This is a genomic window from Haliscomenobacter sp. (assembly GCF_041740695.1).
Lineage (GTDB): Bacteria > Bacteroidota > Bacteroidia > Chitinophagales > Saprospiraceae > Haliscomenobacter.
Genome location: NZ_JBGSLK010000025.1, coordinates 71,157 through 84,009, shown reverse-complemented (window position 1 = coordinate 84,009; position 12,853 = coordinate 71,157). Strand labels below are relative to the sequence as shown.

At 46.9% G+C, this 12,853-nt stretch carries 9 protein-coding genes; 4 read left to right on the top strand and 5 right to left on the bottom strand.

Annotated features, from left to right (window positions below):
• Positions 1 to 130: 130 nt before the first annotated feature.
• The 5 genes from ACEW9O_RS05420 to ACEW9O_RS05400 all read right to left on the bottom strand — a co-directional run bounded on the left by ACEW9O_RS05420 (position 131) and on the right by ACEW9O_RS05400 (position 8,069).
• Positions 131 to 1,609 carry a cytochrome c family protein gene (locus tag ACEW9O_RS05420; RefSeq protein WP_373549114.1) on the bottom strand — a complete coding sequence of 493 codons (1,479 nt, stop codon included), beginning with the start codon at positions 1,607 to 1,609 and terminating at the stop codon, positions 131 to 133.
• Positions 1,606 to 2,937 (bottom strand): NAD(P)-binding domain-containing protein, encoded by a 1,332-nt coding sequence (locus ACEW9O_RS05415; RefSeq protein WP_373549113.1) that lies wholly within the window; start codon positions 2,935 to 2,937, stop codon positions 1,606 to 1,608. The genes ACEW9O_RS05420 and ACEW9O_RS05415 overlap by 4 nt, the downstream gene beginning before the upstream one ends.
• 13 nt (positions 2,938 to 2,950) lie before the next feature.
• Positions 2,951 to 3,817, bottom strand: a complete 867-nt coding sequence (locus ACEW9O_RS05410; protein ID WP_373549112.1) for a hypothetical protein — start codon at positions 3,815 to 3,817, stop codon at positions 2,951 to 2,953.
• A 191-nt stretch (positions 3,818 to 4,008) separates the two neighbouring features.
• A complete protein-coding gene (uxuA, locus tag ACEW9O_RS05405) occupies positions 4,009 to 5,193 on the bottom strand; it encodes a mannonate dehydratase (RefSeq protein WP_373549111.1) in 1,185 nt (394 codons plus the stop codon).
• Positions 5,190 to 8,069: a glycosyl hydrolase 115 family protein gene (locus ACEW9O_RS05400; protein WP_373549110.1), complete on the bottom strand. Its 2,880-nt coding sequence runs from the start codon at positions 8,067 to 8,069 to the stop codon at positions 5,190 to 5,192. Before ACEW9O_RS05400 ends, uxuA begins: the two co-directional genes overlap by 4 nt.
• 397 nt (positions 8,070 to 8,466) lie before the next feature.
• Between ACEW9O_RS05400 and ACEW9O_RS05395 the strand changes: the two genes are divergently transcribed.
• The 4 genes from ACEW9O_RS05395 (at position 8,467) to ACEW9O_RS05380 (ending at position 12,762) form a co-directional block, all read left to right on the top strand.
• The gene (locus ACEW9O_RS05395) at positions 8,467 to 9,405 is read left to right on the top strand and encodes a LysR substrate-binding domain-containing protein (protein ID WP_373549109.1); all 939 of its coding nucleotides are present in this window, start codon (positions 8,467 to 8,469) and stop codon (positions 9,403 to 9,405) included.
• A gap of 401 nt (positions 9,406 to 9,806) precedes the next feature.
• Entirely contained in the window at positions 9,807 to 10,100 is a 294-nt protein-coding gene (locus ACEW9O_RS05390) for a hypothetical protein (protein WP_373549108.1), read from the top strand.
• Between the two features lie 10 nt (positions 10,101 to 10,110).
• Entirely contained in the window at positions 10,111 to 10,467 is a 357-nt protein-coding gene (locus ACEW9O_RS05385; protein ID WP_373549107.1) for a hypothetical protein, read from the top strand.
• 138 nt (positions 10,468 to 10,605) lie between these two features.
• On the top strand, positions 10,606 to 12,762 hold the full coding sequence (locus ACEW9O_RS05380) for a carboxypeptidase-like regulatory domain-containing protein (protein WP_373549106.1): 2,157 nt from the start codon (positions 10,606 to 10,608) through the stop codon (positions 12,760 to 12,762).
• Positions 12,763 to 12,853: the final 91 nt, after the last annotated feature.

The following is a 12,853-nucleotide window of genomic DNA, read 5'->3' as shown; positions in this document are numbered from 1 at the left end:
CCTTGATTTCATTGAGCTTATTAAGCGCTTCGTAACGTGAGGCCGCTAGGGCCAGAAATTCTTCCTTGCTCATCTTAATTGGCTTTGTACTCAAGATAAGCCTTTTTCAAATTGTCTGCGACAATTTGAATTACACCCTTTTACTGTGGTCAAACGAGCTACTTTTCCAGTCCGTAGTGAGGTGACATGCTGAGCAAGTTTGATTTGGGTAATACTTTACATCAATCTCGCTTTTGTGAATATTCTCGTGACAATCCACGCAGTTCATCTTGAGGTTGCGGAACAACCACTTTTCTTGTTTCAAATGGCAAGCAAAGCAAGGGGTTGCCTGATGTGCACCCGTTAACGGGAATTTTGAGAGCGCATGCTGTGCTATGGTATAGGTACTCTCTTTAAACCCATTCACCGTATGACAAACCGCACAATCGACTGCTGCCCCGGTGCTGCGGACAAACTGCCCCTCGTGATAATCCTTATGGCAACTCGCACAGGTATTGTGCGGCACTGGAACCGTGTAGTCTTCGCTATGACAAGCCTTACAATCAACTGCAATATGTTTTCCTTGCAAAGGGTAACTGGTAAGTCCGTGATTGAAATTGTCCATATTCTTGAGCGTCTTGAAAGAACTTTCCTGATGGCACTCAGCGCAATTATTGCCAAACTTACCTTTGTGTACATCCTCATGGCAAGATTTGCAGTTTGACGTTACAATCCCTTTTTTTTCCTGAAAGATAGACGTGGCCGCAACATTAAGATTGTGGCATTTGGCACAATCCACCTGTTTGTGTTTTCCTTTTAAAGCGAAAGGGGTTTGGCTGTGGTTAAATTGAGTCAATAACGCGTGTGACTGAAAAGATTCTTCCGTATGGCATTCCCTACAATTGGGGCCAAGATTATTACGATGGGCATCTTCATGGCAACTGGAACAATTCTGAAATTCAATGCCTTTAAACTTCTGAAATTTCTTCCCTTCTCTGGTCTCAATTGGGTGGCAAGCCTTGCAGTCAGTAGATTTGTGTTTGCCTTTAAGTGTAAAATCTACATTATTGTGGTTGAACTTGGAAGCTGGTTCAAAGGCTTCTGTTGTATGGCATTGTGTACATTCTTTGGACAAAGTTCCCCTGTGTACGTCAGCGTGGCAGTCCTTACAGGAAGTCCCTGTTCCCAGATAAGTCCCTTTTCGTTTTTTTAGTTCGGCGTCTTTGATCCATTCTGATTTGTGGCAGCTCCGACAATCAACCTTTGAATGAGCCCCAGTCAGCTCATATTTTGACAATTTGTGGTCAAACTGATCCGGATTAAAGTGGATCATGTCAAAATTCTTGCCGTGGTGGTCATTGTGACAACTCGCGCAGCTTTTCCCCTTAATGTCTTTGGATGAATGGTAACCCTTGTTTTGGGCAATTCTGGATTTAATTTCTTTATGACAAGCTAAACATTTGTCATTTGACACTTTATCTCCTAAGGTGTGGCATTGGGTACAATTGGAAATCCCTTCCAGGCTAGAGTGTGATTTGGCCAACTCTCCAGGTGAAATCTGTGCCCACCCTGGATGTACCATCAGGAAAAGCAATAAAATCAGGGTAATATGTAGAATTGGCCTGCTCAATGCTTGTGTTTTCTGACAGTATACCCAAATCGGGTAGTGATTTCGATGCCTGCTTTTTTGAGAAAATCGGTAGGTAGCTCACCTCCAGCAAAAATGAAGACAAGGTCATTTTCTATATTTTCGCTAGGTTTTCCATTGGAATGCTTGAATTCGACTTGTGCTTCGGTAATGCGAACCAGATTGGATTGGAGCATAACTTCGAGTTGTTTTAAGTTTCGACCGCGTTCAAGGTTTTCCCGGTTTTTGGGTTTCAATCTACTGAATGCCTCACCTCTGTAACTCAGTATTACGTTATTTTGCTCAGCCAAAGCCAGCGCTGCCTCAATTGCAGAATCCCCGCCGCCTACGACTACGATGCGTTTGTTGGAAATCATCTCCGGCTCAAGCACTTTATAGGCCACTTTTTCCAGCTCCTCTCCCGGGATTCCCAGTTTACGGGGAGTTCCTCGGCGGCCTATTGCCAATAGTACCCTTTGGGCTTGGATTTTTTCACCACTGGCCAATGCAACCGTAAATCCATCAGCAGCAGAAGTAATTTGATCTACTTTGGCCTGCTCGCGTATTTGAATCCCATTTTTAGCCAAGGCTTCTTGCCACAAGTCCAACAATTCTTTTTTGCTGGTTTCAAAAAGTTTGACTTTTTTAAAAAGGGGAATGTCCATGGGTGCAGTCATTACCACCTTCGAACGTGGGAAATTATAAACCGTTCCCCCCAGCGATTCTTGCTCCAAGGTGAGGAAATTCAACCCATGTTTTTTTGCTGTCAAAGAAGCCGAAATTCCCGCAGGGCCTGCGCCAACAATGACCAGATCATACCCCGCGTTCTTTTTAGAAAGGCCTGATTTCACAATGCTTTCAACCGCAGCTTCACCTTGCTCGACACTGTTTTTAATCAGCCCCATGCCACCTAACTCCCCAGCAATGTACATGCCTGGGACATTCGTTTCAAAATCCTGGTTGACATGTGGCAAATCGACCCCTCGTTTTTCGGTACCTATCACCAGCGAAATCGCTTCTACCGGGCATGCGTGAAAGCAGGCACCATGACCAATACATTGTGAAGCGTTGATCAATGCAGCCCGGCCATTCACAATCCCCAAAATATCCTTCTCTGGGCATGCCAGGACACAAGCTCCACTTTGAATACAAGTACCCAGATCAATAACTGGATGAAGTGAAATGGGCTCAAACAGCCCATCTTGTTTGGCTTGCTCAATTTTAGCCTCAACTTCTTTTGAAGTTTTTTTCAGCTTTTTCAGGTAAATCCAGAGGACACCCAAACAAAAGAGCGTTACTGCACCGTAAATTAAGAGTTGTTCTAAAACCATAATCAATTAAGTACTAAAAAATCCAACGATAACCAAATGCCAGCGTCACAGCTACATGAATCACCATAATTACCAGCATGATCATGGCAAAGGGTAAATGCGCAACGTGCCAATATTTGAAAAGCTTTTGCATGGTTTGAAGGCGCTCGATTTTATTGTTTAAACTCACTTCATTGCGAATTAATTTTACAATGCGCTGCCTATCCTTCAATTTTAAATCCTGGTTGCGCAGTGCCAGCCGGATGCGTCGGAACGTAACCTGATCAGCCCAATGTTTTTCAATCATCCGGCTTACCACGTTTTTTTTACCGGAATTGGCATCGGAATTCAATTCTGTTGCTTGACGAATTTCAGCATAACTGGCATCATCCAGTTTGTAAGTATTTTTTAACACCTCTTCCAGATTCAATTTGAGCTGTTGGATTTCAGCGAGACTTAACTCGCCACCTTCAATAGTTCTTGGAATCTGAATATAAATGAACCGACCAATTACTCCACTGGCTACGACAGCCACCATGCTCCAGAAACTTACCGAAACAATTCCTCCAAATTTGAAAGCAGTATGGAATAAGATCATGATCGGGCCAAGTGTACATAAAAAAATGTGAAACTCCAGCCAGTGTTTGAGTCGCCCCAAACGGGAAAGGACTCGGTTTTTTTTGCGGGCTTTGTACCCAAACACGCCAATAAGTATCAATAAGGTACCAATAATGCCCAGGCCATGACCATAAAAACCACTGGGTTTAAACCAGGAATGATGGGGATGGTAAAATCTTTCTTCCAGTGGAGTAAGGTAATAGCCTATTCCAAAATAAAATAGAAGAAAGGTAACAATTACGATAATGGAAACAAGAATGGAAATATAAATTCTATGGTTCATGGTAGACATCGCAGCAGATATTGATGTTGTTGCAAGGTAGCGTTTTTCAATAAACTAGCGATTAACCAAATAGAAAAAGTGCCAAAAGCAGGGCAATATTAATCTAGATTAATTACAAATAAATGCTGAAATAAAATACCAACCTATTTCAATATTCAAATAGATGCAAAGAAAAAGCCGTATTGACTTTGTCACCGAAAAGACAATCGAATTCCCATTTCCAATCCCCGGATTTCTGCCAAACCCTTCAACCTTCCAATAGCCGAATAACCAGGATACGTTTTTTTACCCAAATCATCCAACATCTGATGGCCGTGATCGGGCCGAAAAGGGATTTGGGCATCTTTGTAGCCTGCGCCGGACCGGCGCTTTTCTTCGAGCACAATCGCTTTGACAACGGCATACATGTCAACATCGCCATTAAGGTGATCGGCTTCGTGGAAATTCAGGGGATTGTCTTCTCGTTTGGTAGCACGTAGGTGGATGAAGTGGATGCGTTCGGCAAAACGGGAAAACATAATCGGTAGATCATTGTCGGCCCGAACCCCGAGGGAACCCGTACAAAAGGTAATCCCGTTGGCGCGAATCGGACAAGCATCCAGCAGTTGTTGCAGGTCGGCGGCGGTACTCACCACGCGGGGCAAACCCAGCAAGGGCTGGGGTGGATCATCGGGGTGGATGCACAGGTTAATGCCACATTCGGCGGCTACTGGCGCAACTTGTTGGATGAAGTAATACAAATTTTGGCGCAATTCAGTGTCACCAATCTGGGCGTAATTGTCTAACAAACTTTGAAAAGTCTCCAGTGTAAATGCCTCTTCTGAGCCTGGTAAACCCAACAACACTGTCTTTTGCAATTTATCCTTCTCCCGCGTACTCATACTGGAAAAATGAGCCACTGCTGCTTTTTGCTCTTCGGGTGTATAATCCTGATCGGCACCCGGGCGCTTCAAAATGCACAAATCAAACACTGCAAAGTCTTGCCAGACAAAGCGCAAGGTTTTGGCACCGTTGGGCAACTCGTACACCAGATCAGTGCGCGACCAATCCAATACGGGCATGAAGTTGTAACACACCGTTTGGATGCCAGCAGCAGCCAGGTTCCGCAGCGAGATTTGATAATTGGCAATGTACTCATCGCGACTAGGCAGCCCTTTTTTGATGGCTTCGTGTACGGGTAAACTTTCAACCACCGACCAATACAGGCCCCCCGCTTTCTCGATGAGGACAATCCGTTCTGCGATGGCTTCTGGCGACCAGATTTCTCCGACTGGAATTTGATGCAAGGCAGTGACCACCCCGGTACAGCCCGCCTGACGGATGTGGGCGAGGCTAACCGGATCTTTTGGCCCAAACCAACGCATGGTTTGAATCATTGTTTAGAATTTGGACTGATTAACAAATCTTTACGTGGACTTTCCGCAGGGCCAAGATAAGAATTTTTTACCCCACCTAAATCAATGACGAATTTTTGTAAAACAATGCCTGGGTCAATGGCCCAATACTTCAAAGTGTGTGGACCAGCTTGGGTCAAAACATGGGTGGAAAAGAGGCTGCGGATGTTGTTGGCCACGCTGCGTTCCCAGGCTTGATTGGATTTATCCTGGTGCAGGTTGATGGTTTGAATCGGTCCGTCATCGATAGAAATTGCGTAGCGCAAGCCGCTGGATTCGTTGAATTCCAGAGTAGGGGAGAACAGGGCGTTGATCCTGATTTCCCCAATTTTGGAACTGTAAAAAGAGTATTCCAGACGAGGAGTGCTTGAGCTTGGATTTTTGATGCTCGCGGTAGCCGGGCTGGTGGTTACGCCACCCGCCAAGAGACCAATATCCGGCAATTGCTGCCATTTTAAGGCTGGACTTTCGATTGCCTGGGTATGATGTTCTGCCAAAATTGACACATGACCATCTGTTTCGATGAAGCCCTTGTAATTGGCCAATTCGGGGCTAAGGTTATTTTGCACATCGAGATATACACTGATCTCCTGCCCGGTAGATGCCTTGATGAGCAGTGGTAGGCGGGTGTAGCCACGCGGGGCTTTGCTCCAATCTACCCGAATTTCGATGCGTTGTTCGTTTTCAATTTTTCCTTGCTGGGGATCAATTTGTAGGCAATTAGCCGTACTCGAGATTTGGTAAGTAAAAGAAGTTTTGCCTTGATTGAAAATGTCCAGATAATGCCCGATTTCAGGAGTTTGAGCATAAAAGGTAGGTAAAACCAGGGGATCTAAAGCATCGGTGCGCGCCAGGGCATTGCCTTCGACGGCGATTCCCATTTTGGCCGCGGTGGGTGCCTCATAAGTACTCAAGTCGGGGATTTTATTCTGCGTCGGTTGTTGCCAATAGGTATAACCAATGTGGGTTTGATCCATCATATGGCTCCATTTGCCATTGGTTAGGGTTTTGTTGTAATACTCGCTGATTTCGCTGTCGCGCTGGTACAATGCCCGGGCTTTTTCGGCCATGCTGCTAGTAGCGCTGCGCCCTTGTTTGGCATATAGCCTATTTAAAGCTACTGTATAATACAACTCATTTAAATTGGCACAAGCCTGAATGGGATGGAGGACCAGTTGAAAAAAAGCATCGCGGTATTGTGGCGGTAAACTGGTGTTGATTTTTTCAGCCTGAACCAAAAGGGCATTGTACTCTTTGACCACCGTTTCGGCTTCGCGGTAGTGGAACAAGCTATAGGTATCGGGGCTCAACAATTCTGGTTTGCGCCGGGCATTGTACTTGGCGTATTTGGCCAAAAGGTTAGCGACTTCTTTAGCATAAGTGCCGCCAAATTGTTGTGCCGCCCATTGCTCAGAATAAGCCTGGACTTGATCGGGCGCAATCCGCGTGGGATCCCAAGCCAGGTCCAAAAAGAAGGAAATGGGGAATTCCATCGGTTTGATGTCGCCCACATTGACCACCCAAATTTGGCGAGCACCATAAGTGTAAGCCAAGCTCATTTGTTCGTGAATGCGTGGCAGTGGATTGGTATTCAGCCATTTGTAGTTGCGCGGCCCACCTACATAATCGAAGTGGTAATAAATGCCGTAACCGCCGGAATGAGGTTTGGCATCCAGTTTGGGGAGTTTGCGGATGTTGCCCCAGTTGTCGTCACAGAGCAGCAGGGTCACATCGTCGGGCACCCGCATGCCTTTGTCGTAGTAGTCCTGGACTTCTTTGTACAAGGCCCAAACCTGTGGGGTTTTTTGGATGGGTTTGCCCGTCGTTTCGACGATGATTTTGCGTTGATCCGTCACAATCCCTTCGAGCAGTTCGATGGCAGTGCCTTGGGTCATCGGTTCGTCGCCGTCGCCGCGCATGCCGAGGGTGACCACACTTTCGTTGTTGCCCATCCGTTTGATGCTCTGCCGCCAAAACTCGCGCAGGGTGGAATCGTTGGTGGCGTAGTTCCATTTGCCCCCCTTGCCATAACGCCTCCACTCGTCGTGTGCGCGCATGAGGGGTTCGTGGTGGGAGGTGCTGATGACCACGCCATATTCATCGGCCAGGCTAGCATTCAATGGGTCGTCGTCGTAAAAGGCGTTGCCCCACATGGCTGGCCAGAGGAAATTGCCTTTCAGGCGCAGGATGAGTTCAAATACTTTTTCGTAAAACTGATGGTTGAAACCACCAAACTTTTCCTTGGTCCAACCCGATAGCGCTGGGGCTTCGTCGTTGATAAAAATGCCCCGGTACTTGACTTTGGGTTCACCTTGGGTATAGGCTCCAACCTTAATGTAAATGGCTGACTTGGTTTTGACAGGCACATCCGCCCACCAATGCCAGGGGGAGACGCCGATTTGGGAGGAAACATCGTAGGCACCGAAGATCGTGCCGCGTTTGTCGCTGCCTACGATCACCAGTGCCTTATCGACGTTGGAAAATGGTTTGTTTATAGTTTGAATAGAAAAGGTTTCCCACTTGCCGGGCAAGTCGGAGATGTTGAGTTTTTTGTTTTTGACCAATTGATCGATCAAGGGGTGTTTGCCCAGGGTGCCAATGAGCACGATGGATTTTTTACCCTTGGGGATTTGGTCATAAACTATATCGGCATTTGCCTGGGTTACTTTCGATAAATCAGTTTGCAAATTGCGGATGGCCCGATCCACTCCTGCATAATCTTGTTTGCTGGCTACAATCGGGGCGACTTGTCCCCGAGTAAACAGTGCAAAACCATCTTGTATCACCGCTTCACTTACATACTGCGGCCCGCCTACTATTTGAGCCCATCCTACCGTCGGACAAAGTAATCCGAGCATCAAAAATATTCGAAGCAGGTTTTGGATACACATGTCGATGTAAGTATGCAGGTAATTGAAAATGCTGAGAGCCTGTCTGATTTTTTTTGTTTTGCTGCAAATCGGCCTCATTTTCGCTTAAAACAAAAATATTCAGACATGCTCTGGATCACGGGGTAAATGTCGTAAAAGGATTTTAATTTATGAAATCGATTGCGTAAAATATTTTGCAGTTTTTTTCAGAGGTATGCCAATCAATTAGCGGATTTTCGCTGTATCGCCAAATAATGAAAGGCTTTTTTGTTTTGAAAAAATGCAATCGGTTGTATTTTTTTGCTGAAAAGAAGATGGTGCAGGTGTTAAACTCATTTAAAATAATAATCGTTTCTATCTTTGCATAGACAAAAACTATCACAAAGTGACACTACAGCAATTAGAATATGTGGTTGCCCTGGATAACCACCGCCGTTTTTCAACTGCCGCCGAAGAATGCCATGTGGCGCAACCATCCTTGAGTGCGGCTTTGCAAAAGTTGGAGGATGAGCTGGGCGTGAAATTGTTCGACCGCAGTCGGCAGCCGATCTTGCCCACCGAATTGGGCACTCCATTCATTCAACAAGCCCGGCGCGTCTTGCGCGAAGCCGAGGCGCTGCGCCTGCTGGTGAGCGACCATTGTGAAACCTTGAGTGGGGAGTTTCGCCTGGGCATTATTCCGACCTTGGCTCCTTATCTTTTGCCGCTGTTTTTAAAGGATTTTTCGGATCGGTATCCTGACATCAAATTGCACGTCCATGAGCGGACTACGGAAAACTTGCTGGCCTTACTCAAACGAGAACAACTGGATGCGCTGCTACTGGCTACACCCACGGAAGAAGAACTGTTTGTCAAAGACTGTCTGTTCTACGAGGAATTTGTGGCGTATGCCCCGAGGGAAGCTTCCATCCTGGAAAAACGGTATTTGATTACCGATGATATTGATCCCAACCGTTTGGTGCTCCTGGAGGAAGGGCACTGCTTGCGCAACCAGGTGGTGAACCTATGCGCCTTGCAAAAAGCGCAAAGTGGCTGGGGCAATATCGCTTATGAGGCGGGTAGTTTGGAGACCTTGCGGCGGCTGGTGGAGAATCATTCGGGTATTACGATATTGCCGCAGTTGGCCGTGCTAGACCTGGATGAGGATCAGATGCAGTATGTGCGCTTTTTTCAGGCACCGGCGCCCGTGCGGGAGATTAGTTTGTTGACGCATCCACATTTTAGCAAGCGGCGGATTTTGGGGGCTTTGAAGGAGTCGATTATGCGGAATTTGCCGCTGTTTTTGCGGGAGGAGAAGGTAAGGAGGGTGGTGGAGATCGGTTGATCTTTGAAAAACCCACGGGCTGGGTCTTTGTATCCCCTTCCACGGCTAAGAGCCCACGACTAAAGTCATGGGTTGAGGCGGTGTGTCCCCTCCCACGGCTAAAGCCATGGGTTGGGGGAGGGAGTGCAAAATGGTGGTGATGAAAAAAAAGGATATAAATCGGTGGGTTTTTGCCTACGACGGGGACAAAAAGGTGTCTAATTACACAGTAAGTAGTGGGGCAAAAATAAGTGTTCATTTTCTCTGAGCCAAAGGATTCGATAAGAAACTTAAAATGAACCGTTTACTCATCTAATCCTTTGGCAAAATGAAACACTTATTTTTTTATTGCCCTAATAGGCGATGAGAAAGGATACCTTTGATCGCCAGATTGTTTTTCACCTGAAACCAAACAAATAGACATGTCCAAACGGATCAAATGCCCCGCTTGCCAGACCTGGAATGAGGATCGGGACTATTGCAGCAATTGCAATGAGTTGCTTAGCCACGAACTGCAAATGGAGCAATCGCGGGAAAAACTGCGCCAGGAGGAACAGCAGCGTCCCTTGACTCAATTCAGCAATTACTTGAAGCGACTGAAGGAATCGGATGCGCCGATCGACAAGCTGAAATTTTCGGTTTTGAACTCGGCTTGGTGGGTTTTTTTAATCGCCATTACCGCTCTGATTGCCATGGTTGCACTTGCGCCGGGATAATGGATCAGGTATGATGCGGCGTTATCTCTTCTTGTGGTTGTTGTTTGCTTTGTATCTGGTGCACCTGGTTTTGAAGTTTGGCCAGGTGCCTGTGCCCCCGTTTTTTAGCCATTATTTTGCGGATTTGTTGTGTATGCCGTTGTTGCTTTCCAGTGCGGTGTTGGTCATGCGTTGGGTTAGGGCAGATGCGGGCTTATATCTGAGTGGGGCGATGATTTTGGTTGCCACCTTGTACGTAAGTTTGGTTTTTGAATGCGTACTTCCACTGTTTTTTCAACGTTATACTGCTGATATATGGGATGTAGTGATGTATGGAGTAGGAGGGGGGCTGTTTGGTGTTTTTCAGAAAGATTTGTTGTCGAAATGATTGGTTTTTAATTTACTTCACTCCCAAGTTCCCACAGTTCAGTTTAGTCCTTCTACACTTCAGTAAGCTATTTTTTTTAGTGACCTCCTCATCCAGCATCTTTGTAGCGTTCAACCCAAGTTCGTTGAACCTACCGCCATGAAAAAGGAATTACTCAGCATCGTTTTTGGTCTTTTTTGCCTGATGGTACATGCTCAAAGCATCACCATCAAAGGCGTTGTAAAAAGCAATACGGGCGAAAACATCATCGGTGCCAACATCGTCCTAAGGGGCACTTATGATGGCGCTTCTTCCGATCTCGATGGCCAATTTAGGTTCAATACCGAGGAAAAAGGCAAACAGGTTTTACAAATCACCTACATCGGTTTTGATACCCTGAGCATGTCGCTTGAGTTGAAGGACCAAAATTTGGAGTTCAACCTCAATCTCAAAGAAACAGTCAACGAACTCAATGCCGTAACCATCGTAGCGGGCGTATTTGAAGCCAGCGACACCAAAAAAAGCGTCATCCTCAAATCGGTCGACATCGCCCTGACTGCAGGCGCAGTAGCCGACATCACCGGGGCTATGCTGACCTTGCCGGGCACGGTGCGCAACCAGGAAAGTGGGCAACTACTGGTGCGGGGTGGAGCAGCGTATGAAACCCGCACCTTGATCGACGGCCTCTACGTGCAAAACGCCTACAACAGCACTACCGGAAACCTGCCTGCCCGCAATCGTTTTTCGCCCTTTATGTTCAAGGGCATGATGTTCAGTTCGGGAGGCTATTCGGCGGAATACGGCCAGGCTTTGTCCTCGGCCCTGATCCTCAACAGCAGCGACGTGGCGACGCAAAACACTACCGGAATTCAATTGCTCTCGGTAGGCGGGGGATTGTCGCAACAAAAAAGCTGGGGTAAAAGCTCCTTGAGTGTCAGCGGTACCTATTCCAACCTCAGCCCGTATTTTAAACTGATCAAACAAAACTTTGACTGGAAACAGGCACCAGAATCGGGCAATGTAGAGCTCAGCTTTAAAACGAAAACCAGCTCAACGGGCATCTTCAAATTCTACGCCAGTGGTTTAAGCAATGGCTTCAACATGAACGTGGCGGTTGACGGAGATGAAAAGCAAAAAATGCCCCTCAAACTGAGCGGTGAAAACCTGTACCTCAACACTTCATACCGCGATGTGGTATTCAAGGATTGGACATTGTTCGTCGGCAGTGCCTACACTTGGAACCGCGATAAAATCCGCCAAAACTTCCAGCTCAATACCCTGCAACAATCGGCGCAAACCCGCTTCACCCTGACCAAATCCTTGAGCGAAGCCGTCAAACTCAAATTTGGGGCCGAACACATCTGGAGCGGTTTTGATGAAAATTACACCGAGGGCGAAACTTTCAAAACGCTACATAACGAGAACTATCTGGCCGCTTTTGCGGAAACCGACCTCAAGTTTAGTGAAAAATGGCTGGCCCGGGTAGGCGTACGCGCAGAACATTCGACTCTGTTGGGGCGTGGCAATGTAGCGCCCCGCTTGTCCACCGCCTATATTTTGGGCAAAGGTGAGCAGTTGGCTTTTTCTTTCGGCCAGTTTTACCAAACTCCCGAACATACCCAAATGCGACGCAGTACCGATGTCGGATTTGAACAAGCCGACCATTACATTTTGACCTATCAAAAACAAGTGGAAGGCTACATATTTCGGGTAGAAGGCTATTATAAAAACTACCACAACTTGCTCAAAACAACTGCGGAGTTGCCCCAAAACACGGGCTACGGCTATGCACGGGGCATCGACTTGTTTTGGCGGGATTCCAAAAGCATCAAAAATGGCGATTATTACGTGTCGTACAGTTTTTTGGATACGGAGCGCAATTATCGGGATTTCCCAACACAGGCTACGCCTTATTTTGCCGCCAAACACAACGTTGCGGTCGTTTATAAGCATTGGATTCATGGCTTGAACACCATGTTGAGTACCACTTATGCCTTCCAATCGGGACGGCCCTACAACGACCCAAACAGCTCAGTCTTTAACGGAAGTCGAACACCTGTATTTCAGGATTTGAGTTTGACCTTGTCCTACATCACCAATATCAAGGACAATTTCACGGTAGTGTACATCGCGGCGAATAACGTTCCCGGCTTCCGACAGGTATCGGGTTATCGTTATGCAAGTACGCCCGATGAGCAGGGGCATTTTTCGGGTTCGCCGATTTTGCCCCCGGCCAAACGGTTTATTTTCTTGGGTTTGATCATGACCATTGGGGAAAAATTTGTGAAAAACCAGGGGAACAATGACGACCTGTAGGGGCAACCCTACGTGGTTGCCCTTACAGGTGGGTGCCCACAGAGGGGCACCCCTACGACCCGCGCGCATGTACGGGCACCCCTACGTGGGT